Source organism: Vibrio glycogenivorans, from assembly GCF_051660965.1.
GTDB lineage: Bacteria > Pseudomonadota > Gammaproteobacteria > Enterobacterales > Vibrionaceae > Vibrio.
The window spans coordinates 1-22,576 of the sequence record NZ_JBPVIS010000014.1; the positions used below are offsets into that span (position 1 = coordinate 1).

The window sequence follows — 22,576 nt, forward strand, 5'->3', positions numbered from 1 at the left end:
AACCCAAGGATAGAGAGTAACTAAATAATTTGATCAAAAGAGCAATAAAGAATGAACACTAACAATAAAACCTTCACATTGACGGCACTCGCTCTATTACTTTCAGGCTGCGGCGGGAGTGATGGCGGTAGTGGCGGCGGTGAAGCTGCAGGCACTTGGAACACAACTAACATGCTTGCCGTTGGCTATGAACCAGTAAGCGGTGTTGCAAAAAACACAAAACGTGGCTCTCGAGACTGTTCGACATTACTCCGTGCAGTGCCAGACCTTGATGACCAAGAAGATAATACCGATCTCGAATACATCTACACTGCTGATACCGATTATGGCGCATGTGAGATCAAGAGCCGAGCCGTCCTGAAAAATGAACTAATCCTTGTTGGTGACTTCGCAGGTCTTCACCTAACAAACAACCCACGCCCGCAGCACTGTGGTGTAATTATGGTTCCTCTAAACAAGGAAGATGCAGTACCTACCTGTCTAACCCCTAACGGCTCTAGCGGGTTACTTATCAGCGAGCCGTTTGTTAGCACAGACCGCTCTACTGTTTACTTTGCGTCTCACGACTACAAGCCAGATGGTGACGGCTGGCTTAACACAGCGAGCATTACCTCTTGGCGTAACGGTTATGACGCGGTTAAGAAGGTTGGTAGTGTTACCACGAGAATTGGAAATTACACAAGTGAAACAATGAACCGCTACTGGACACCAGACGGGAAAAACTTTCTTTATGAACTACTTCAAGAACGCACTGGTACTTATAAACTTAGCTACCTTACTGCTGAACACGGAAACATTGCAGACCTCGACAACCAATTAACTGAGCTTGGCGTTGAACAAGACGAAGTATTTAGAAACTCAGGCTTGATTGAAGGCTCTATCGAAAGCCTTTCAAATGACGACTACGAAAGCTCACAGCTTTTGACCAGCACAACTCGTGGGGACGGCGCGAAACTCAGCATGAGCTTTAATGAGGATGGTATCCAGTTTGGCTCCAATGGCACCGAATTAAATGTCTGGCGTGACACCACTGATGCGACTGATGCTATTAGAGATGACGAGGGTAATGTAATTGGGTTCTTTAAGTCTGTAGACAAGCCGTTAGGTTCGCTTTACAAGGTTAAATCTGATGGGGCTCACACGGATCTACTGACTAGTATTCCATCAACCCCTTTCGGTGAAATAGGGGGCGCATTTAAGCACTACTCTATAAAACATGGGTGGTATTACTTCCCGGCTAACTTCCTAAGTTCGTCATCAAGCGACACACCCTTTTTTACTTATTACAAAGTTAAAGAGGGCACTCTCAATGATCGCAACTTAATGGAAGAAGCCACAAACCTACTATCATTCATCCCACTTGGTGTCCAGATTGCTAATATCGAATACGAAACTGGACTGATGTTTCTATTTCATGGATATAATATAGGGGAAAAAGAGCTTTTATTCTTCAACACCAACACGGAACAACTAGAGCTAAACCCACCGGAAAACAAATCAACTGTTGATGAATTAGAGCCAGTGATCAGCCAAGAAATCTAACTAGGTCCCCAAAAAAGCTAGGTGAGCCCTAGCTTTTTTATACTACCAACCAGCTGTGACCAAAGAGGCCATCTAACTCGTTCTAAAACAGGTTAAAGTGGTCGTTGATGGTGTCAATGTGGGCTAACTAATTTTTGAGAGGCAAAATGTTTAGTCTTGCCTTTTGAATATTCATTCACTACGAGATGTGATGTCTCTATATCGATTACTAGTTTGCCATACTCAAACTAATCCAAAGAGTTTTGTTTGGGTTACGTACTCTAAACGATTTCTGTCCAAAACCTTGCTGACTGAAACCATGACGGTCTTATTTTTTGAAACCTAGTGTGCGCTTGAATTAACATTGATGTTGAAAGCACGGCCGAAATCGCTTCGGAATTTGATAGCGAAAAGTCCAAAAGTGACGTTTACTTTGAGTGAGATAACGCATCGCTTAGTACCTACCTTTAGTACCAAGTTGCTTGTCACCGTCTGATTAGAAATGGCGTGATAGCTAAGTCTTTGAAAGAAATAGCAAAAAGCCGCTGTAAACAGCGGCTTTTCTAAAGGGTGGAAGCCCCAGCCACATCCCCATTCGGCAATAAACCACTATTAATCATGGTCTTAACAAGCAATCTTGTTCTCATTTAGTTAGATTTAGTACTCACCTTGAGTACCAATGTTTTTGAGCAATAAACACAGTATTGATCAGTATCTAACGTATGCCAACCCACTCTTTGCTCAAATCAATGTTCGACACAGTAGTCCCCTCTTACTCAGCCCTTGCCACTTGAAAAATCAAAGGCACTTTACTCACAGTTGAAAGTAAAGTGCCAAGTCAGTATCTTTTCTAATCAAGCCACTCAAAAGGCTTTACGTCTTTCAACACATCACTAAAATCAACCATTTCAACCAATTCTTGCAGTTTTTCTAAGGCTATTTTTTTGCCATAGGTATCGTAAGTGATATTTCCATTCGCATGCCCAAGGAGAGAAGCTGGTCCTTGAACCGCTTCACCAGCTTGCTTGAAAACGTCAGTAAAACTGTGGCGAAAGCTATAAAAGCGTTTTTTTTCAAAACCAGGAAGGTTGTTAATCAAGTCCATAAACCATTCTCCAATATCACCGAAGTAGCCATTTTTGTCGCTGTAATGCAACTCAGGGAAGATAAGTTCATCACTATCAAACACTGAAATATATTTGAGAAACCCTAGCTTTATCAAGAAACTGTGTATTGGAACATGGCGATTAGCACGTTTATTTTTCAGCCGCTGATCTGTATCAGCACCTGAAAAATGAAAGTAATGAATCCCATGCTCACACTTGATATTTTTACGTTTGAGTTGTGCTAACTCATTTGGTCGGCCTCCCGACAGGACTGCCATCAAGGGTGCCCAATACTGGCTGTACTTTCGCATGTTTTTTGTACGATGTAGCTTAATATTGAACTCCGAGTATATGGGAAGCGAAAAAATCCACTTCAGATCTTGCTCACTAAATGGATCAACGTTGCGCTCAGGGTCATCTTCGTAGCCATTCTTCTTGCTCGCTACCCCAACAAATGGATTAGAGCCTGTCACCAATTTATTATGTGCAATCGCCCATTTCATAAAAGTTGATGCCTTTTCGATATAACGACCTACCGTCGACTTCGATATTCTCTCAAGCCCTACCTCTCGGTTTATTTCAGACCACATCCATTTAGGCTTTGTTAGAAAGCGCTCTTGATTTATCTTAGACCGCGAAACTATTGGGAACTCCCTGAGCATTTGGAGTGCGTACACTCCATCATCATCCTCTAGATCATTCACATCACACGTCTCTATCAATTCGAACACAACGGCACATTTTTTTACTGTATTTACTGCTTCTTTAGCCAGTCCATCAGTATTCTTTCGGCACACTTCGTCTGTAATCGTTTTTCTAATGACATATTCTACAGCCAAATATTCAAAGCTTGTTGGGCCATAAGAACTAAAACAATCCGTGAAACCTAGGGCAATTGCCACCTTATCTCTTGCACTACCAACGGAGATTTGCTCTCCCTGGAAAGTAAATGTAATTTTTTCTTCTAACTCTTTTGAGCGCCGACTTTTAGTGTTGTCCTTGTCATGACCACAAGAATAATCGTCCTGATCACACAATTTCATTTGCATCGATTTTTCCGAGATCTCTTCAATCAGACAAGTGACTTTTTCAAACTTAAGCGACTCCAGTGCGCAACGCGCCTCCTTCATGAGTTGATATTGCCATTCAAACTCAACGCGTACTGACTCAAACATTTCATCGCCCATACCCTGAAACTCACACTTGATTTCATGTGCTTTGACTAGAGCAGCTTCCTCTGGAGGCATTGAAAACGGGTAGATATCTCGAACCAATGCAAGAGCTCGAAAGTCATCAATACTTAAATGTGGTTTCTTAGCAGTACTGGACTCCCTTAGCGCTAGCAAAGCAACTGAGCTTGAGCAAGCAGCATTCTGGGCACTTTTGATTCGCTTCACCAGAATATTTCGTGCATTTGCAAGCACCTTAGTTACCTTGCGAACTAGATCGCGATACTGGGGCATTGGTACTTCACCAACTAGAGTTTTAGCTTCTGTCGTTGTTACAGTCATTTTAACCACTCTGATTCAAACATCTGTAATCACGTTAAAAAGAATCTGAACACAATTTTTTGGGAAGTGAATTTTTTGCGAGCGCACTCGCAACACGCAATCACTCCGGTGAACGATGACCTCGAAGTGCTCTTTATTAGGAATTGAACACGTCACACCTTTTTATCTGCAGCAACTGTTTTAATGTGGCCAGCACTACTTGGCAGAGAACGTCGCTGGCGAACTGAGAGTAGTTGCTTTGACTGTAAGATAGAACAAGAAAAGCGTATGTTAAGCCAAAACCAAAAGATACCTGCCCTCTGTTATACCCACTAACAGCTTATACACTGGCACCAATGCAACAGCATTGTGATCCCTCCCCTCCCTGGCGTGGTGAAATTTTAACCAAGGATGTGAGGTGTATCTCACCCATCATGATTCCACAAGCGTAAGCTCACTTAACATGCGCATACTTTTATATTTGTTTTACTAACTGAAATGGAGATAGATATGAGCATTACAATTAACAACGGTGCTGTATTCACGTTCAGTCGTAAAGGTGGAGCACACGTACTCTCAACGTTGGATATATACGCCCCAACCGACGATGGATGGGAAGTTAAAGAAAAGCTTAAATTCGAAGATGTTCTGGCCGAGACTGAGCAGAAAGTGATAAATCTTCCCAAAGGCAAGTACGAATGCCGATTAGAAACCTATATCAGACAATCGCTCAACGGGGTTTTTGAGTATGACTTAAGTACTGCCGACAAAAATATCATCAATAAGGAAGGCAATGTCAATTTAACCCCATCACCAGATGACGATCGTTACATTCGCGATGGTTTCAAATTAGAGGTGGTGTAATGGACACAAAAGTTACTGCATCTGGGGTATTTATTTTTGTAACTCTTAACCCCTTAGTTTGGGCTAACGACAACAACTCAACTGAGTTATACCGGGAGGTACTTAACGATTTAAAATGGTCAGATGTTCAAGTTGATTCTTCGTCGGGTTCAATTACTGCAATAGGAATGCTCGGCATCTCAGGAGAAAGCCTATTCAACATCGAAAACACCAAAGATATTACATTTGCTATTCAGGGTATTAGTTCGAATGATTCTGGTGTAGGGTTCGCGTTAAGTGTCACCCCTGCTCGTTCGTCAATATTACCGATGAGCTTAGTTACCTATGAAAAAGGAAATTTATATCGTTTACTCGGAAACTTAGATTTATCTTATGCTCAAGGTGATGCACAAATTAAAGATATAAATTTCGAAAGGAGAGCGGTTTCAGCTAGAACCAGCATATACCTTAATGCACAAACTGACGACCTGATACTTGCCATTGCCCATGCAGTAAAGGAAAAAGATTGTGTAATTGATTTAGGAAAGAAAAAGGGGAGTAACGTAAAAAAACTACCAACTAAAGGTGATTCAGCAAACAAAGATTCAGGGTCAGAAATTGAGTTGGATCACAAAAATGCACGTAAACAATACGACGCATGTGTTAAAAAGCTTAAAAATGAAGCACGTTGGAATGCAAGTACCTTTTCGATTGCTTACGCAACAGGGTGGATCAAACCTGAAAATGGTAGTTATTCACAAGAAAGCCTTGGGCATACCATGGCTGCAAATTTACTACTCGGCAAAGATTTTCCTAACAAAAAGCAATTTGCGCTATCTGTTGCTTACCGGTACACCGTCGATGAACCAATTTTGGATACATTAGCAACTAACGATGTGAAGTTTAAAGACACTGACCTAGTAACTGTAAAATTAATAGGGGGGTCGAATAAGTTCCGTATTAGTTTAGAGGGAAGTAACACCTCATCTAAAGATATCACCGCATCACAAAGAACCTTTCGGTATGCAACCGCAGTAGAATACCGTCTCTATCAGAATGCTTGGCTAAATCTGAAAGTCGGTGAACAGCGAACGATAGAAGGTCAAGACAGAGAGATTGGCTCTTTGCTATCTCTGTCTTATAGCCCTACATTCTCCATTGACCTTTAGACAACTTAAAGGGGAGTACAAACTCCCCCTTAATCTACATAATCTTGACGAACTTTGTTTAGGAGAACTCTTGGCACATAAGGTGGTTAATCATCAAGAATGGATGTTTTGCAGCTTGCCACTTATACGTTTACAGGCAATTTTTTGCTAGTCAACAACTTCATCCTTCTTCTCTGTGATTTCACTCATGAATTTAAGAGGCTCCATTTTCTCTCCTTTAATCGTATAAACTTCACTCACATACATGTAAAAGAAGAAAAATGACATAAAGAGCATCATTAAACCAATAACAGATGAGCTAAACTCAACACCATCCCTACTAATTTTAATGGCTGCCTTTACCTGTTCTCCCTTAGACTTTGCTTGCCGCTGTTCATCTGCGTCAAGCAAAAACTGCTGATAAGATAACCAAGCTCCGCCTATCACAAGGACACTGACAATAATAAAGACGCCCACCGTCATGAACAACTGAGTCATATACATATTTTCAGCGATACCCATCAAGTTCTTTCGATGCTCGACCTTTGCAAGCGTGTAATCCAGTTTCGCCTCGTTCTGCTTTGATTTAGTGAACCTAGACACCGTTTCTAGCTCCACCTGTGCTCGATATCTATCCGCTATAGTGTAGTTTGCAGTCGGTTTGACGCTTTCCAAAGTTTCAGCAAATGATGTAGATGCAAATGTCAGGTATACAATAAAAATACACATAAATACCCTATTCATACCGCACCTCATTGACAAAGGTCTGGAGCAATTTTACACACCTCAGGCGTAGGCTCTATTATTGCTGGCTCAACTTCTATCGTCGAAATCTCTTCCGGTTCCTGTAGTATATTCATCAGAATTTCTTCTCCAAGTACCAAACCATCATCTGATTTGGACACACCAAAGGTCATATCCAAACAACCCTCACATCTACCTAGAGCTCTCTGAAGCTCATTCTTATTCAACTCAGAGACAGGTACTGCTAAATAACCTTTCTCCGGTACGAAAACTCCGCTTGTCCCCTCCCCTCGGGGCTTCAATTGAAACTGACCTACCGGCACATTACCTACAGCAATCCCTTCAACAGCCAAAACACAAAAAGGCGCCCCAACTAATAAGAAGAGCAATAATTGTATGTATTTCATATCTAGCCTCAATTACTAAGTTAGTTCACAAAGGTTAATAAGCTACCAATCACAAATACTTCCTCTTGTTGACCAAGCTACAGCTAAAATCTAATGCCCAACGATCAACAAGTGCACTCTGTTGCACACAAGTATATCAGCACTTACAACTATCTACAGAGTAATTTTATGGCTTACCCACGCTGCTTGAAGAGTAGGTACAAGCAATATACATCGATGAATTTGGGAAGGGACTGTGGGACGCGATGAAGAATAAGTCGGGCAATATGTTTGAGGTTGACACGCTGCAAGAGCGCACCGGTGTTGCCTTACTGCGCCACCTTAACGACTTATACCAAAGTCAACCCGAGGGTAAAAAGATTGAGATAAATTTGGTCGCTCACAGTGCGGGCTCTATTGTCATCTGTGATTTGTTGGACCGCATGGTGGAGCATTATCCGAATCTAAAACTGGACAACATTACCTATATTGCCCCGGCGGTGACCACCGAACGGGCCGTGGCGTCAGTGGTTAACAACCAGGCTGCTTTTAACCGGTTTAGAATTTTCACGATGACCGACGAGCTTGAGAAGAAAGACGACTGCAAAAAGGTCTACCCAGCTTCCTTGCTGTACTTGATCAGTGGGATATTGGAGAAGCACGAAGACACCACCATTGCAAGCATGATGCGTTTTTACGAGAATGACAAGTATGTTGACCGAGAAGGCGTTGCTGAGTGGCAAGCCTATATACAGGAGGATGGTCACCTTGCGTTATCTGTCAATACCGATGCGCCAGATGGGTTTAAGACGAACTCGCGCGCTCATGGTGGTTTTGGCCATGAGGCTGAAACCGTGAAAAGTATCAGATACTTCAATCAAACACAGTAACTGCTCTTAGGTTGGTTTGGGTATAGCCTGTCAGCGCCCAATGCGGTAGCACCGCAGCTGACAGGTTATCTTACTGGCTGTTCAGAGGCTTGTTGACGTGTACTTTAGTATGTTGCCCATGGGCGAAAGTGACCGGCTAAGCCTTCATTTCTTTATAGTTTCAAATAGGCAAAAATATCGATACCGAAAAAGCACACGACGACCACTGCGACAAAGATCCCGATCCCCCATTTAGCCATCGTTTCTTCATGTTCTGACGGGATGTCATCAATTTCCATCTGAATTTTTTTGCTCTCAAAGGACATGTAGTTGCTCCATATGTTGAGATAGAATAAGTAGGAAAGCTTAATGTCTTCTTTACTTACTCTATGCTACCAGTTTAATTGTAACCTAACACATACAAGAGGGAGCGTCTGTCTCATTATTGATACACACTGGTCTTTGTCGCTCGATGATAGAGATACCGCGTCAGAGCTGCTCAGGAACGACAATTAGGTTACGCCTTCTAATTCATTGCTCTTTGGGGTGTTGTAGAACGACTGTACTGTGCTCGTGGCCCCCTTTGTCACTACAGACAGTCAACCTGGGTTATAGGTCAACACCGACGCCCCAGATGGTTTCTAGACAAAATCTCGCGCTCACGGTGCGTTTGGTCATGAGAATGAAACCCTGAGAAGTATTGAATACTTCAATCGATATCAGTAACCGCTCTTGGGTTGGTTTGGGTTAAACCTGTCAGCGTTCAACGCCAGTCCGACGTAGCTGACAGGATAACTGATGATTTCATGCGATCTTTACTTCAAAGTGCATATTCTTAACCGGATCTTAGAGTAATTGTTATAAGCTCTTTGCTTAGATCTTGGAAGTCCTGAGAGCACTTACCAATATTACAATACTCATCAACGGCGTAATGAATTTTTGTATACAACTAACGTAAGTTATTACGGAATTTTTCCGTGCTTACATTCCGTTTATGTTGCTAACACTCATTATGAACCTCATCTAGTATCAATCTACTGTGTGAATCGAAACAAAATTAGGGATAGAAATATGGAAAATGTCCGTATACCCCCTCTATGCACCGATTAGATTAGTTTGGTCTATTACAATGCTCGCAAAACGGTCTGTTCATCGGGCCTAAGAAACTTTGGGGCATAACTGTGTTACACCCCTTTGTGATTAGTTCACGTCAAAGTGTCGATTCAAGTATCTTAGCACCATCACTCCGCTTCTTTTTTCAGCAATGAATCGCGCTTTCCTGTCACCAGAGAAGCAATTTGTTTCATCTGCTCCTGAATGGGCATCTCCAACCGCTCTTCAACATGCGTATTGCGTTTGAACTCTTCTTTTCCTGCTTTCTTCGCCATATTATCAATGGCAGCTTCGACCAGCTTATCAAAAGATCGGAGTTCAAAACTCTCATCTGAGACCAGCTCAAGCAACTGGATAAACATGACTCTCATGTTCGACTCAAGGGCCTCTATCATCGTCGATACAGGTGGTGTCGACTCATCAAAATCGCCCGAGAGCATCTGATAAACATATAACTCTTGGTAAGCTTCTTTTTGGAAAAGGTGTGAACGCCACAAAACAGGCTCGAATTTTTTCATTATCTACTCCTACAATGTTAAGAATTATCTGTGTGCTGAAGAGACAAAATTTCGTCGTCAATCTGCCTCTCACACTTTCAGATACTCCCCCGCTATTAAGGATTTTTTTATGTTCGGCTTTTTTTCTGAACTACCTGCGTTGGTTCGACCCTCGGATAAGGTACTCGAACACTTAAACCGGCAGTGACGTAGAAGTAACGTAAGATACTGTACTTCTCTTTCCTAACTTGGGCGCTTTCGTGTTTACTACGCTCCCAATAACCGACGATTTGTCGCCGACCAACCGCATGCAAGCGTTCACCAAGATTCGGCTCATGCATGAATATGTCATCAAAAATGCTTAGTAGCCGCATCACTTGTTTTCTGCGGTAGGGGATATGCTTTTTGTTGTAGGCAGCCATTACCGTCATGATTTGTTTGTGCGTATTTGGGTTCACGATGTTAACCCAAATACGAGTTCGTGATGACGACACGATGGTGCCCTAAATACTCAGAGAGCTGCTTTCGCACCGCTCGGTCTTTGGCAATAGCACGCTGTAAAGAGATCCCAAGGCTGTTGGCAATAAACTGATGATGTGCCCGCCCGTGTGCGACTCCGCTTCGCACTGGGCACGCGACCCCAACATGTCGCCCATAGTAATCACATGCGTACGTTTTTCTCTCTCCATGGGTGAGGTAATTAGCATCAATAGCACGAATTTCTCGCCATGCCGCCGTTTGAAAGGCTTTAAAGCTCTGACCTTTTGGGACCAAGCTGTCATGCCCACATTCAGCCTGAGCATTCGCTACACGCTCAAGTACGATGCGTTGGTGACTGCTTTCTAGCTCAATCCACCTCGTCTGTCCGCCTTTAGTGCCTCTGTACACTACCAATTTGCCATCCTCATCTAACGTCTTAAGTGCTTTGCGTGCATCCAAAAGTGCGGCTTCACGAAAACGTAGCCCCCAGTGCCGCTGCAACTGTGCAATCAGTGAAACAGGTTGGCTCGCGTTTTTGATGAGATGTTGGTGTTGTGGCTCAGTAATGGAACCATCGTACTTTGCAATACCATTTTTTGGTGTGAACTGTAGGTCTTTAGTAGCATTCACCCTAAGCTTGTCATCCCCGCGAGCTTGAGCTAAAGCACAATTAACATGACTTAAGTAGTCACGTGCCGTCACAGCCGATATCGATGTACCGGCTTCATAGGCTTCTCTCAGGGATTCACCAAAGAGTATGACATGGGTGCGCTCAATATGATTAAGACGCTTAACCGAGGTTTCAGCTTTCAGGAACTCGCCGAACAGCCTGATAGCAGGTAACCGCGCCTTGTGTGTGTTTGACTTGATGCACGACTGCTGTTCTAAGCTCGCGTTGATAAGCGCTTTAGTCATATCTTTTGAGCCAAGGTTATAGTTGGCCTTGGTGAAGTCTCGTATTCCTGCTGTCCTGTGACCGCTGTATTTCATTGTGTCTATCGTCTCCTCGTTAAATATTTTTGATGCATAGCATGTTGCGCAGGCTGAGCCTGTGTCGATTAATGATGACGTCTATGACAAAAGTGCTCCTTCCTATCTGAAGTCTGTTGGGCTTGTTGCATCCTCACTTTTGTTGTTTGACCGTTTTCTCACTCGCTGAGAACAATGGGCGTCTTGCATCCTCGGTCCTGAAGGTAGCGCTGAAGACTGCAGCATTTCGGCTTATTGCATCCTCTACCTCGATGTATGCTATGTTTTTTGCAGGTAACCTTTGCTATGCACAGAGTGGCAGTTTAAACAGTAACGCCACTCACAAATGAGGCTTACTGCCGGGCTCTGTCGCCAATAGCGGCTGAAACTTCCTAAAACTTTTCGCATGCTTGTGAGCTTCCCCCTGCAAAAACGGGCTCGCTCAGCACTTGGCTGACTTCGTCTAATTTCTTACAAAATTAGACGAAGTCCACTCGCTCTCTCCTTTTGTCTGATTTTCAGATAGTTGTTTGGCTGCTTTTCAGTCCCTTGGGACATTTGATGTGTTGATTCCATGAATCCTCCTTGTGTCCAATGATGGATAATGATGCTCCAGATGAGCTATTCGTGACTAAGTAGGGCCTCAGCTAGAGAGCGAAAAGTTGTCGCGCTTTGTTTGTGGCAAACAAAAAAAGCTCTCCTACAAAGAGGAGAGCTTTAAGTTGCATTCACACACACTAGTCAATAATCCTTATGTCTGTGTTGAGAAGGAGCACCGGTTCGAGGTTATGTCGGTTTTTACTGTGAGTGATGCTCAACCTCATCACCGGCGCTCATTGGTCGTAGAGCAAACGCCATAAAAAGAAATCGTGTTGCGCTTTTTTTCTGATTTTTTGTCTCGACAAGGACTGCAACGCCCATTTATACCTTTTTGGCTCCCCTGCCTAGCTGCTCCCGTTTTAACAACCCATCGATAAAGAAGCGAGTGGTATCGATGACAATCAGGCTCAATGCGAAAAATATTGAATATGGATGCAGTGACCAAGCGTCTCCGTCTTGAGGAGGCATGGTCAGATAGAGAGCGGCCACGATAGTATAAGCGATATAATACTTGTCCGATTTAGCGTCTCGATACAGGTCACGATCGGACTCAAACTTCTCTTCTAACAGGTAACCTAAGGTCCAGTAGACAGCATAAGCCAGAGTCGTCAACGAACACACGAAGGCGGCGAGTCGTATCAGAACCGCATAGTCCGAAAGCTGTTCAAGTGTGCCAATTGGAGCCTGGAGCTTGTTAGCATCGAGCCCCCAGGTGAAGTGAGCGAAAAGGAACAACAAAGAGGCAACAACAAAGTTGTTCCAGGTGAGCCACCCACTAAATAGGCCAAATCGTTGCCAAATTCTATGCTCACGATATTGAGTTGGTGCATAAATGAGGTAACTGAGGTGAAACATCAAGCGACACTGCAATATCAGTGCAATGCTGTAGGCCAGTGATGAGCCAGGCATGACCTCTGCTATAAAGAACAGTCGCTCGTATACTAGCGGGGCTAGGAAGTCAGTTAGCATAAGGCAACCAATGATTTTGGCAGCACTAAATACATAATGGACTGATGTAGAAACAAAATTTGATGATGTAAGGGACATGTCAGACTCCGTTGGTTAATAACTATCACCACTTTATCAACAGATTTTTTTTCGCAAGCTCGAGCCCAAGGGGCGGACTGTGGTGCCAACGTCAATTTGTTGCGAGAAGATTTGAGGGCGATATTTGCGCTTTACAAAACTACTGTATCCTTTGGAGAGGCGGTCCCCTCCCCTAAACTCACCCAAAAGAGGCTAACTATGAGCAATAAGCACAAACTTGAAATTTTCGTTGAAGCGCATTTAGGCTTAGCGATCCTAATCGCCGTTGTTTTAGGCACCGTTGTAGGCATATTGATTTGACAGTTTAAACCCGTCAGCATTCAGCACTCTATCTGTCCTGTTTTTTAATTTTACCCAAGGGAAACTTCTCTCAAGAACAGAGCCAAGCAATATAATTCTGTGAAAATATATTTCAGGAAATCGTTTTATAGAATTCCCAGGGATAAAGGAACCAAAGCTATGCGCTATAACCTCCAATCTCATGAGAACTGCCCACTCACCTTTTAAAGCCCGTTGGTAGATGCTAAGGTAGAATTAGTATTCAATATAAGGATATAGCCATGTGTGATGCCAATAGCGCAAACCTCAACGAGCAAATGAAAGCACTTCACGAAGCCGTCAAAGAGAGCAATAACAGGGCAGAAAAATATTTAGAGGAAATTCACCAAGTGGATGTAACACCTCACCCCACCTATGTTTTTGTGCTAGCAGCAATGGTGCCCACAGTGATCTCTTGCCTAGCGCTGTATTTCGCCTTGAAATAGCTCATACAGTGGGGCGGATTGAAGTTGACCAAAGACACCAACCCAGAACCTTTTTCCTTACTCCGCCTCGTTTCCAATGCATAATCTCTCTACCGAGCATTTCAGCGGAGCGTCCCACATCCACTGACGGGAGTTCCCTTCAAATCATAGATACGATCCCAACCGCCAAAAGCTATCTGCTAGGGTGAGTACTTTTTTGAGGTAACGGGGCTACATGCCGCCATACAAGATGAGCTAGGATTAAGAAATTTGGTAAGTATCACCTTTTAGTGCCAAGTGACCAGATGCAGTACTGCAACTTTTCCCACCAAGGGCAGCTGCCAATTTACCCTTGGGCTAAGTTCGTGCGGGGAAAGCTTCAGAGGCTCGCTATCTGTGAGAACTACCTCAATCGCTATCCAGAACTTAACAAGTCGTATGGAAAAGGCACGCCTCGTTATATCTGTAATGATTTACGCCATGAATTACTTACTTCTTCATGGAAAGACGGCACTCGATTCGACAATAGTCCCTTTTTAATGGTTGGTCTTTATTAGCAGTTGGCCGCCAACTAAACGGTGGAGGCTTGAATAGCCTGCCCGAAGATGTCAGGCAGGCTTATGAGCAGTATCAAACTCACCTCAGCCTAATAGAGAAAAGTAACTGAAGTAGACTAATTTTCTATGCCACTTCAACCTGCATGAACTTTGCTAGCTCTCGCTTGATGCGATGCAGTTCATTCACTGGTACGACAAGCAGGTTCATATCGTACTTATCCTCAGGTAAAGGACTTGAGGTAATCAGAAAATACCCCATCCCAACATCTGGATGCACATTTGTAAATATGTTTACCCTTTCGTCATCAATAACGAAATGAACAATATTGTCCATATTAACAAACAGGTGGTCTTTAATTCTTATCGCTTTGGCCATTTTGATGTCTTTCTAGTTTCAAACTCAAGTTGGCTGAGGATAACACGTTACGTTTCTCTTTAACTAGTCGATTCAATTCATCTAGTTAGCTCTCTATCGGTATGTCGCTAGGAAAGTGAAAGAGGTGGTTACATTGCTAGCACATGCGCTTTAAAATTATCATCGTTACCTGGGTCGTGACATCATCTACTCGCTTTCATCGTACTCCGTTTGATGACAATTTATAAAGTTCGGAGAAAGTGGGTTGAGGGGCGCCTGAGTTGTTTGACTTGGTGCGTCACCCGAGTGAGCGTCACAGACCGTCACCGTGCCTGTCAGCAAAGTTCTGGACAAAGACGTGTTTGAACTTAGGTCTAGTAACGCCCTAAATCAGGGATAAAATAAAGCCGCGCGTAGCGGGGCTTTATTTTGTCCCTCTGGATTTTTTGGTTAGGCAACTATAGATACCACCTCATCACTTTATCTAACTCAGTATCATTTAAGATCTCTTGCTTATAGATATTTTCTAATGACACTAAATTGGAAGATGTCCCCCACAGGGCGGTAGTGTGATGATGAAAGTTGTCAAATTTAACGGCTGCACGTAGACCCAGATGGCTAGGCGGCTCTTTTTCAAGGTAGACAGTTGCCTTAGTCGAGTTAAGAGGGTCGAATGCTACCTCCTTACCAGTCGTGCTTTTATACACTTGAATTTTCTGGCCTTTGTCACTAGCAAGATAAGTAAAACAGCTATGAGCAGATATCCACTTCCGAACCGACTCACCATTGTAGCATGGGGTAACTTTAGGTGAACTTGTTCTAATTAGTACAAGATTGCATTCATACTTTGAGAAGAAAACAAGTTCTACTTGGTCTCCTGGCTGCGCGTCCCAGAAATCACGAAGAAGCTCTCTATATACACCTCTGTCGCTTCTAAGGAAGTACTTATCCTCTGCATCAATATCAGTTTCGATGGGGGCACTTATTGGTGTGTAGACAGTAAGTTTCTGTGCGGCTGCCTTATCCTCATTACTACCACCTAAGACCTCTTTAGGGAAAAGCGATAATTTCCCTGTGAACTTAATATATCCACGATTTATCGCTGAGTCTGTTAATGGGATGCTCTGAATAGACATAGCTCTCCTTGTTTTCTAACGAATGACATGGACTCCCCCCTCATCAGGCTCTGCCACACTTGGTAAGTCTGAGAGCAGTCCTTGGAGGCTACCATGTCACCATCAATTTATGACATTGATTTAGCCAAATCATTCGTTCAGTATCCACGGCGAAGATGAGCAAGGCAAGGAACTGATCCATAAAACAATAGCTCGCGCAAAAGTCCTCACGACTTTTGTCAATATTCCACCTTCTATCATCGGAATGGAAGCCTGCGGTGCTTCACGCTACTGGGAGCGTGAACTGGCTAAGCTAGGCCACACAACGAAAATGATAGCGTCTAAATATGCTGCACCTTTCAGGACGGATGCCAAAAATCACCTCAACGATGCCATCACTATCCGTATTGGTGACCAAAAGCACTGCTTCAGCATGCTTGTTTTTCGCAGCCATAATGCACAGAAATAATGAAAGTTGCAGGTAATGGACCATTTACCGCCACCGCTGTTATTGCCAGTATCTGTATAGGCGATTAATTTGATAAAAGCCGAGACTTAGAACCCGTAGTGAGTCGCCATTGGTGCGAAACCAAAGTGCCACATACCATCCAAGGGAGCGGTAGACTGAGAAAAATACGCCTGTTTTAGGGAATGAATCTGCTCGAGGTTGTCGATTGGTTTAATGTTTAACATGGTTTCTATCCTGCTTGTTGTGCAAAGACTTTTCAAAGAAGCATTGCTTTTCGATGTCACACATCATAGTTCTTGATTTTAATGATAGATTGAATAAAAACGACAATTTCTTATAGGCACTTAGCGAGCAGTAAGTAGCGATATCTCACTAAATAGAAATGAGGCTGGAACGTTTTGGGGCAAAAATGTGTCAGAACCTCAGTCAGCAAGGCTCTGGACAAAAACGTGTTAGGGCTGATACTTAATTCGATATACTTCACATAATCTAACGTAAAGTAAAACCTCTTACGAAGGGCCAGACCAAATCATCCCCTACACCAGGGCGAGCGCATGAGTTGAATCAATGTTAAATTTCACACTTCCTTAACTATGAAGCGCTTGCTCAAAGATGCTGTTTGTATAGAGTTGTTTCATTTTTAAACAGGAAGGCAGGTACTTACCTTCATTCACTCGTGATGAACTAACAAAGAAAGTGGTTTGTGTTTACAAAAAATCTACTCATGCGGTTGCCCTGTCCCCTACACATAGCTGCCTATCGAAAAAATATACATTCGTAGGGTTGTTAAAATATTCTATTAAATATTAAACCACCAGGGTTGGTAATAACGAACCAACATTTTCGCAATGCTGCTGTGCAAAGTGTTTGATAGCATGTGGATTTACCTTGATATTCTCATTCATGACCCTTGCGACGAACATATTATATGGGCGATTAATACCTAAAAATCCTATTGCAATCCTATAACACAAAGAACCGACCTTAGTATCTAACGCATCCGTGAAGTCCAAGTTGATAGCATTATAATTTCTATAGTCACTACGCAACTTACTGTATACCTCAAACCACTCTTCACTCGTAAAAACATCTCTAATAGCATCCCAATGAGCTTTACGCGCTAATACGTAGTCTGGACTATTCAAAAAGTGTACAGTTGTGTGGGCTTTAGGCACATCATCTCCCCTCGTAGTTACAACAGATTCAGATGTAAACGGGTCAAATGTGATAAGTTGATCTACTTGTTCTCTTGTAGGGTCTAACAATAAAATATCGATAACTTTTTTGTTATCGGTCACATCAAACTTTTTATATTTATGTCTCTTCTTTTTTTGGTTACATTCTTTGCATGATTGGTGTAAATTTTCCCAGTCGTAAGCCCGCTCTGGAAAATGTTTACTCCAGGGTAATAGGTGCTCTACATCATAGTTACCTTTCACACCCTTCTGACATAGGAAGCAAATATCTTTGTAAAGAGTTTCTATAGCCAGCTCTACACTTTCATGCCGATATAAACCCTTTTTTATGTCTGTACCATTCGCTATTGCTTGCTTTGCACTATTAAACTCCGCTTGATTTGCATATAACGTTGCTAGTTTTTGAGGAACTTGAATCGAGTTTCGATTGATGTATCTCACTGCAATCCCCCAATGAACTCTTCATCAGCAACTGTAATGACAATTTTATTTAGCTCACGATCTAAAGACTCTGACTTAGTAGTCAGTTGGTCATAAATAGCACGAGCATCTACATTATTGTTTTCTCTAAGTGCTCTCTTTAACTCTACCAGCTTATTTTTTACTTTCGGCGAAAAGCCTTGATCTTGTCCAAATACTTTAAGGGCTACCTCAGTAATATCGTAGTAACTGAAGTCGTCGTCCAATATCTCACCTGTAGGCAATTTTACTACAAGTGAATTTTCCCCCAACGAACGAATGAGATATGGACTATGAGTAGTAATGACAAACTGGATATTTGGAAAGAAATCTAAGAACCAAGGAAGTACTCTTTCTTGAAATGATGGGTGGTAATTCATGTCCATCTCGTCAATAAAAACAATCCCACCCGCATTTCTTATCAGCTCTAGATCAGTGTTTAAAGCAAGTTCTTTCATCTGTATCAGTATATTGATAGCCGTTACAAACCAATCACTTTGGCCAGCAGATAATGATGCTAATTCGGGTACATTTGGGAATGAGATACGTTTGTTTGGGAACTGATGAACATTAAAGTCCCCCTTAGCCGCCGGCTCAACGGTGCTCAGTATTTCCCTGAAATCATTGAATAGCGAATGGGAAGAAGAACTGTTATTCACACGTTCTATCAGATGGTCTAATACAACATCTAAAAAATAGGAGTTTGTTTTTTCAATTCCAGAAGCAACACGCATAGGGAATTTGCGTTTACCTATGACATTAACATCTGTTGCTACGACATCATGATTTTCAGACTGGCTTTCTCTTTCCCAAGTAGGTTTTTCTGCTCTATCAAACGGCCTTAGCAGTACAACGTTATGACGAACAAGATCTGGCTGATAAGAATTTATTCTGTGAAGGTTACTAATCCCAGATAAGAATTTTTTTTCTGCACCATAGAACCTACCAAGTGTGGTTTTCAGTAATTGCTTATTTACTTCAGATAATTGTTCTGGTGCGGGAACTATCGCCCTATGTGAACTTATTACAGTTTCGTTTTCTGATAGAAATAACGAGAGCAATGAGAAATTTTCACCAGGACTAGCTGATGTAGAAACATGGTTTAAGTTATCAATATAACGACTTTCCTCATCACTTGGTGAAGTGACATCGCTAGTTTGACGTAAGTTTGCATATAACGCCGATAATAGAGATGACTTATTCGCTCCGTTCTCTCCGACAAAACAGATCACGCGGTTGTCTGCGGGAATTTCCACGTCTAGATTCCGTATCTTCTTAAAATTTTTGACGTTGATTTTAGAAATTTTCATTTAATTACTTCTTTAATTATTCAAAACTACCCAGTGTGCAATGTGCCATTCTTCAAGTGTAGTGGAATCCCAAATTTGGCCACAGAGGTAGAGTTTTAGGCATGAGGGAAAATTGGTCAAACCAAGTCACTGTGGTAAGGCCCTAGCTTACTAGACATTACACAGATAAGAAAAAGTACGTCAAACCACTAGTTTATGATTTGAGAGGTTGAGCACCCCTGGCTCAGAATGGGGCAAAAATCAGTTAGGTCAACCTGTCAGTTTCGGTTGTACTGTGACTCTAACCTTGACAGGTTTAACCCTGGCTAATCTAAATTACCAGAATCAGGTTGCCTGCTTTCAAGCAGTCGTTTTTTTTGCGCTATGATTGTTGTAAACTCATACTCAAACTTTGTCGAAGGCATAGAGATTAGCTCATGTTCTCGAAATCGTTTGTATAATTCAGCCTTTCCTGCGAGTTCAGCCATCTTATTGATAATAGTTTCAATCACTTCTTCATTACCCATCCCACGCATATCGATCAAGTAAACGTCACGATATACCGTTAAAATGTCCTGCCTAAGTGAAATGGACAAGCCATACCACATTTCCTCAACTGAAGGGCCTTTACACTTAAATTTGCCAGTCAAGATCTCTCGGATATGATTTTCAGTCTTGCTGCCCTCACTAAAGAGCAATGCTCTCGAAATTAAGACGCTGTTTAGTAACATACCAACTCCTCTTTTGGGTTTCTAAGGAGTCGTAAGTTCTAAGCTACCAGATTGCTAACATGTCACGTTTCGTTAATGGCAGACAATTAATAGGTCACTACCAATGAATCGTTAAGTTAACTCAACCATTGGAATGGAGTCACCCTTGACAGTTCATTAGCAAAGTCTATTCGTTCTATATACTGTTTTAGCGCTCTCAGATTGGCCTGACTACCGTATCGGTCATAGGTTATGTTCCCATTTTTATGACCCACGAGAGACGCTGGCACTGCTGCGACTTCGCCACTTTGCTTAAACACGTCAATCACTGTATGTCGGAAACTATAAAATCGTTTATGTCCGCTGCTTAAATCTATCACCTTACTAAAGTAGCGCTTAAACCAGTCACCAAAAGCACCGTAATAGCCCGACTTTTGGCTGTAAGATAATTCAGGAAAGAGTCGCTCTTCGCTAGAAAATGACTCGAAATAGTTCTCAAATCCTAAATCAAGTAGTTTACTGTGTATTGGTACTGCCCGACGCGCCCCTTTATTTTTCAAGGATTGATCACTATCGAGATCTGAGAGGCTCATATACCAGATATCATCTTCAAACTTGATATTTTTCCGTTTAAGTTGGGCGATTTCATTTGGGCGAAGGCCTGATAGTAACGCAATGAGCGGCATCCAATACTGGCTGTACTGGATAATGTTTTTGGTTTTGTGCTTTTTGATCTTTAACTCGGTGAAGACAGCCTGAGAGAATATTTTGCTAAGATCCTGTCGACTAAACGAGTTCACATCATCTTCCTGCTTTTGATTAGGCAGGTTGCTCTTTGACGCAAGACCACAGAACGGATTAAGTATGCTTGGGAGATAATTCTCTCTGATCCACTTGTATATCGTTGAACTTTTCTCAATATAGCGGCCCACCGTGCCTTCAGAGAGAACGTCAAGGTTTGCAGATTCATTAATCCGCACCCACTGAGATTTGGGGTATGCATGGAATCGCGCTTTGTTGATCTTTGAGCCAGATACTTTCGGAAATTGTCTTAAGCTTTCAAGCGCGGTGTTAGCGTCGCTTCTACTGATTGCGTAAATGTCATTTTTACCTATCAACTCATGCACTAACAAACACATTGATACCGTTCTTTCTGCTTCTCGCGCTTGCCCATGAGCGTTCATTTTATTTTTTAATTGGTTCGTTTTTTCCCTTTTATACTGCTCGCAATACCAAGCAATATCATGGTTGGTCAGTTCTTCATTTATGTTGGTAATACTTGCCTTACTCTTCTGAACTGACTTAGAAGCACTGATTTTAGACTCATTACTTCTAGGTTGAGTAACCTTTTCAACTGTTGACAGTTGCTCTAGCCCTATTTGCTCGCAGCTAGAGATGGTTTCTTCTTGGTCGGCTTCAAAATGATTTGAGCGGATACGTTGAATGATTTGAGCAAGGGACTCTGAGTTCGAAAAGATCAATGCCAGACAGGCTTGCGATAACAAACCAAAAAAACGCTTTAGGTAAGACAATGCTTTACCGCGTATTTCCTTTGTTAACGTTGGGCAATCACACTCTAGTTGGGCTACTTGTGATAGAGCGCTTACACTTGGCTCAACCCCCTCCAAGTATATTGCTTGAAAGCCTCTCAACAGTGACGGATTAATGGACTCTGAGTAGGTCTCTTCATTTAGGACATAGTTCTGAAGAAAACGTAATGAGCGTGGTTTGAGTTGGAGTCGCTGCTTGATGTCCAAGATCCGCAGGACCGCCACCTCTGATTCCGCCTTTAATCGACAAAAGAGGGCTCGCGGCGGATGTCGGCTCTCCTCTCCCTGCTCAACATCCTCGATCCGCCCAAGACTATCAAGAAGCATATTTTCAAGCGCTAAGGCTTTGAGACGCGCCTCTCTCACACTGATGTTACCTAGTGTGCGTTTGAATTCACATTGATGTTGAAAGTACGGCCGAAATCGCTTGGGAATTTGATAGCGAAAAGTCCAAAAGTGACGTTTACTTTGAGTGAGATAACGCATCGCTTAGTACCTACCTTTAGTACCAAGTTGCTTGTCACCGTCTGATTAGAAATGGCGTGATAGCTAAGTCTATGAAAGAAATAGCAAAAAGCCGCTGTAGACAGCGGCTTTTCTAATGGGTGGAAGCCCCAGCCACATCCCATTGCTAATCCTTCATCCCTTACCCCATAAGGCTTTGAATCAAATGGTATTAGTTCAGTCGGGTGATTTAGTACCAGTTTTTAGTACCAATTAAAGTTGCTACCTAGCGTACAGAATCGGTGACCTAGTTTCAATACTATGAACAACCACCAGCATCAGCAACCTGGTGGCCAAGCATCAAGGTTCACATGCATAATCCATGCACTCTAATGAGTGCCATAGAGCCGTTCATTTGAAGCTGAATGAACGTAAAGCGATCAACCTAAGCAGCCTAGTGACGTCTCTCATTGCTCTCTCGGTCAAATCTGACTTTTTCTCATTCCAACTAAGATCTTCAGCCCCCACCTCATTGTCTAAATCTAGCCAGGCAGCAAGTACTACTTGTTCCACATATTGCTCGAATTGATAGCGTGGTAGACTCACAAGTAACTCTACCCCTTCTTGATTGCACCGATTAATGATGTTAATTTGCACAACCTTTTTCAAGCCAAGTGTTTTTTCAGCCTGCTCTAACCTATTTTCAAATTTATCCATATCAGTTTATTAAAAATATAATAATTTGGGGCACGACTTTTCAAGGGTGGTTCGGAGGGTAACCCTCCGACAAGATGACAAATAAAACGAAGTGTGTATTTGTCCTATCTTGAATCACCTGGTTAATCATGATTTGTGTTCATTGATGTAAATTAATAA

20 protein-coding genes and 1 pseudogene are annotated in these 22,576 nt (G+C 42.5%); 5 read left to right on the forward strand and 16 right to left on the reverse strand.

The window, feature by feature from the left end; genetic code table 11:
- The first annotated feature begins 51 nt into the window (after window positions 1-51).
- Window positions 52-1,542, forward strand: coding sequence for a hypothetical protein (locus tag ACSTTG_RS20430; protein WP_438476038.1), 1,491 nt, complete (start codon window positions 52-54; stop codon window positions 1,540-1,542).
- An 829-nt stretch (window positions 1,543-2,371) separates the two neighbouring features.
- On the opposite strand, the gene ACSTTG_RS20435 is transcribed toward ACSTTG_RS20430, so the two are convergent.
- Window positions 2,372-4,138 (reverse strand): site-specific integrase, encoded by a 1,767-nt coding sequence (locus tag ACSTTG_RS20435; RefSeq protein WP_438476040.1) that lies wholly within the window; start codon window positions 4,136-4,138, stop codon window positions 2,372-2,374.
- A 489-nt stretch (window positions 4,139-4,627) separates the two neighbouring features.
- On the opposite strand from ACSTTG_RS20435, the gene ACSTTG_RS20440 reads away from it, so the two are divergent.
- Both ACSTTG_RS20440 and ACSTTG_RS20445 read left to right on the forward strand, forming a co-directional pair.
- Window positions 4,628-4,981, forward strand: coding sequence for a hypothetical protein (locus ACSTTG_RS20440; protein WP_438476041.1), 354 nt, complete (start codon window positions 4,628-4,630; stop codon window positions 4,979-4,981).
- A complete protein-coding gene (locus tag ACSTTG_RS20445; protein WP_438476042.1) occupies window positions 4,981-6,129 on the forward strand; it encodes a hypothetical protein in 1,149 nt (382 codons plus the stop codon). Before ACSTTG_RS20440 ends, ACSTTG_RS20445 begins: the two co-directional genes overlap by 1 nt.
- A 147-nt stretch (window positions 6,130-6,276) precedes the next feature.
- On the opposite strand, the gene ACSTTG_RS20450 is transcribed toward ACSTTG_RS20445, so the two are convergent.
- Both ACSTTG_RS20450 and ACSTTG_RS20455 read right to left on the reverse strand, forming a co-directional pair.
- A complete protein-coding gene (locus tag ACSTTG_RS20450; RefSeq protein WP_438476043.1) occupies window positions 6,277-6,852 on the reverse strand; it encodes a hypothetical protein in 576 nt (191 codons plus the stop codon).
- A gap of 8 nt (window positions 6,853-6,860) precedes the next feature.
- Window positions 6,861-7,259, reverse strand: coding sequence for a hypothetical protein (locus ACSTTG_RS20455; RefSeq protein WP_438476044.1), 399 nt, complete (start codon window positions 7,257-7,259; stop codon window positions 6,861-6,863).
- A gap of 245 nt (window positions 7,260-7,504) precedes the next feature.
- Between ACSTTG_RS20455 and ACSTTG_RS20460 the strand changes: the two genes are divergently transcribed.
- The gene (locus ACSTTG_RS20460; protein WP_438476045.1) at window positions 7,505-8,128 is read left to right on the forward strand and encodes a hypothetical protein; all 624 of its coding nucleotides are present in this window, start codon (window positions 7,505-7,507) and stop codon (window positions 8,126-8,128) included.
- A 152-nt stretch (window positions 8,129-8,280) separates the two neighbouring features.
- Here ACSTTG_RS20460 and ACSTTG_RS20465 read toward each other — a convergent pair whose 3' ends face one another.
- The 5 genes from ACSTTG_RS20465 to ACSTTG_RS20485 form a co-directional block, all read right to left on the reverse strand.
- Window positions 8,281-8,433: a hypothetical protein gene (locus ACSTTG_RS20465; RefSeq protein ID WP_438476046.1), complete on the reverse strand. Its 153-nt coding sequence runs from the start codon at window positions 8,431-8,433 to the stop codon at window positions 8,281-8,283.
- Window positions 8,434-9,348: 915 nt separating this feature from the next.
- Window positions 9,349-9,738, reverse strand: coding sequence for a hypothetical protein (locus ACSTTG_RS20470; protein WP_438476047.1), 390 nt, complete (start codon window positions 9,736-9,738; stop codon window positions 9,349-9,351).
- A gap of 107 nt (window positions 9,739-9,845) precedes the next feature.
- A complete protein-coding gene (locus ACSTTG_RS20475; RefSeq protein WP_438476048.1) occupies window positions 9,846-10,175 on the reverse strand; it encodes a hypothetical protein in 330 nt (109 codons plus the stop codon).
- Between the two features lie 4 nt (window positions 10,176-10,179).
- Window positions 10,180-11,187: an integrase domain-containing protein gene (locus ACSTTG_RS20480; protein WP_438476049.1), complete on the reverse strand. Its 1,008-nt coding sequence runs from the start codon at window positions 11,185-11,187 to the stop codon at window positions 10,180-10,182.
- A 900-nt stretch (window positions 11,188-12,087) separates the two neighbouring features.
- Window positions 12,088-12,813, reverse strand: a complete 726-nt coding sequence (locus ACSTTG_RS20485) for a hypothetical protein (protein WP_438476050.1) — start codon at window positions 12,811-12,813, stop codon at window positions 12,088-12,090.
- A 560-nt stretch (window positions 12,814-13,373) separates the two neighbouring features.
- Here ACSTTG_RS20485 and ACSTTG_RS20490 point away from each other — a divergent pair.
- A complete protein-coding gene (locus tag ACSTTG_RS20490; protein ID WP_438476051.1) occupies window positions 13,374-13,577 on the forward strand; it encodes a hypothetical protein in 204 nt (67 codons plus the stop codon).
- Between the two features lie 660 nt (window positions 13,578-14,237).
- Here ACSTTG_RS20490 and ACSTTG_RS20495 read toward each other — a convergent pair.
- The 8 genes and pseudogenes from ACSTTG_RS20495 to ACSTTG_RS20530 form a co-directional block, all read right to left on the reverse strand.
- Entirely contained in the window at window positions 14,238-14,489 is a 252-nt protein-coding gene (locus tag ACSTTG_RS20495; protein WP_438476052.1) for a hypothetical protein, read from the reverse strand.
- A gap of 437 nt (window positions 14,490-14,926) precedes the next feature.
- The gene (locus tag ACSTTG_RS20500) at window positions 14,927-15,604 is read right to left on the reverse strand and encodes a hypothetical protein (RefSeq protein WP_438476054.1); all 678 of its coding nucleotides are present in this window, start codon (window positions 15,602-15,604) and stop codon (window positions 14,927-14,929) included.
- 537 nt (window positions 15,605-16,141) lie between these two features.
- A pseudogene (locus ACSTTG_RS20505) lies at window positions 16,142-16,276 on the reverse strand (GNAT family N-acetyltransferase); the annotation flags it as partial.
- A 582-nt stretch (window positions 16,277-16,858) separates the two neighbouring features.
- The gene (locus ACSTTG_RS20510; RefSeq protein WP_438476056.1) at window positions 16,859-17,689 is read right to left on the reverse strand and encodes an HNH endonuclease; all 831 of its coding nucleotides are present in this window, start codon (window positions 17,687-17,689) and stop codon (window positions 16,859-16,861) included.
- Entirely contained in the window at window positions 17,686-19,017 is a 1,332-nt protein-coding gene (locus ACSTTG_RS20515; protein ID WP_438476057.1) for an AAA family ATPase, read from the reverse strand. The genes ACSTTG_RS20510 and ACSTTG_RS20515 overlap by 4 nt, the downstream gene beginning before the upstream one ends.
- A gap of 305 nt (window positions 19,018-19,322) precedes the next feature.
- Complete coding sequence (locus ACSTTG_RS20520) at window positions 19,323-19,727, reverse strand: hypothetical protein (RefSeq protein ID WP_438476058.1); 405 nt, start codon at window positions 19,725-19,727, stop codon at window positions 19,323-19,325.
- Window positions 19,728-19,843: 116 nt separating this feature from the next.
- Window positions 19,844-21,742: a site-specific integrase gene (locus ACSTTG_RS20525; RefSeq protein ID WP_438476059.1), complete on the reverse strand. Its 1,899-nt coding sequence runs from the start codon at window positions 21,740-21,742 to the stop codon at window positions 19,844-19,846.
- 369 nt (window positions 21,743-22,111) lie between these two features.
- On the reverse strand, window positions 22,112-22,417 hold the full coding sequence (locus tag ACSTTG_RS20530; RefSeq protein WP_438476061.1) for a hypothetical protein: 306 nt from the start codon (window positions 22,415-22,417) through the stop codon (window positions 22,112-22,114).
- Window positions 22,418-22,576 lie beyond the last annotated feature (159 nt).

What these genes read in the sequence shown, in the direction of transcription:
- ACSTTG_RS20430 (WP_438476038.1), top strand. Translation starts at nt 52, where the DNA reads ATGAACACTAACAATAAAACCTTCACATTGACGGCACTCGCTCTATTA.
- ACSTTG_RS20435 (WP_438476040.1), bottom strand. Translation starts at nt 4,138, where the DNA reads ATGACTGTAACAACGACAGAAGCTAAAACTCTAGTTGGTGAAGTACCA.
- ACSTTG_RS20440 (WP_438476041.1), top strand. Translation starts at nt 4,628, where the DNA reads ATGAGCATTACAATTAACAACGGTGCTGTATTCACGTTCAGTCGTAAA.
- ACSTTG_RS20445 (WP_438476042.1), top strand. Translation starts at nt 4,981, where the DNA reads ATGGACACAAAAGTTACTGCATCTGGGGTATTTATTTTTGTAACTCTT.
- ACSTTG_RS20450 (WP_438476043.1), bottom strand. Translation starts at nt 6,852, where the DNA reads ATGAATAGGGTATTTATGTGTATTTTTATTGTATACCTGACATTTGCA.
- ACSTTG_RS20455 (WP_438476044.1), bottom strand. Translation starts at nt 7,259, where the DNA reads ATGAAATACATACAATTATTGCTCTTCTTATTAGTTGGGGCGCCTTTT.
- ACSTTG_RS20460 (WP_438476045.1), top strand. Translation starts at nt 7,505, where the DNA reads ATGAAGAATAAGTCGGGCAATATGTTTGAGGTTGACACGCTGCAAGAG.
- ACSTTG_RS20465 (WP_438476046.1), bottom strand. Translation starts at nt 8,433, where the DNA reads ATGTCCTTTGAGAGCAAAAAAATTCAGATGGAAATTGATGACATCCCG.
- ACSTTG_RS20470 (WP_438476047.1), bottom strand. Translation starts at nt 9,738, where the DNA reads ATGAAAAAATTCGAGCCTGTTTTGTGGCGTTCACACCTTTTCCAAAAA.
- ACSTTG_RS20480 (WP_438476049.1), bottom strand. Translation starts at nt 11,187, where the DNA reads ATGAAATACAGCGGTCACAGGACAGCAGGAATACGAGACTTCACCAAG.
- ACSTTG_RS20485 (WP_438476050.1), bottom strand. Translation starts at nt 12,813, where the DNA reads ATGTCCCTTACATCATCAAATTTTGTTTCTACATCAGTCCATTATGTA.
- ACSTTG_RS20490 (WP_438476051.1), top strand. Translation starts at nt 13,374, where the DNA reads ATGTGTGATGCCAATAGCGCAAACCTCAACGAGCAAATGAAAGCACTT.
- ACSTTG_RS20495 (WP_438476052.1), bottom strand. Translation starts at nt 14,489, where the DNA reads ATGGCCAAAGCGATAAGAATTAAAGACCACCTGTTTGTTAATATGGAC.
- ACSTTG_RS20500 (WP_438476054.1), bottom strand. Translation starts at nt 15,604, where the DNA reads ATGTCTATTCAGAGCATCCCATTAACAGACTCAGCGATAAATCGTGGA.
- ACSTTG_RS20515 (WP_438476057.1), bottom strand. Translation starts at nt 19,017, where the DNA reads ATGAAAATTTCTAAAATCAACGTCAAAAATTTTAAGAAGATACGGAAT.
- ACSTTG_RS20520 (WP_438476058.1), bottom strand. Translation starts at nt 19,727, where the DNA reads ATGTTACTAAACAGCGTCTTAATTTCGAGAGCATTGCTCTTTAGTGAG.
- ACSTTG_RS20525 (WP_438476059.1), bottom strand. Translation starts at nt 21,742, where the DNA reads ATGCGTTATCTCACTCAAAGTAAACGTCACTTTTGGACTTTTCGCTAT.
- ACSTTG_RS20530 (WP_438476061.1), bottom strand. Translation starts at nt 22,417, where the DNA reads ATGGATAAATTTGAAAATAGGTTAGAGCAGGCTGAAAAAACACTTGGC.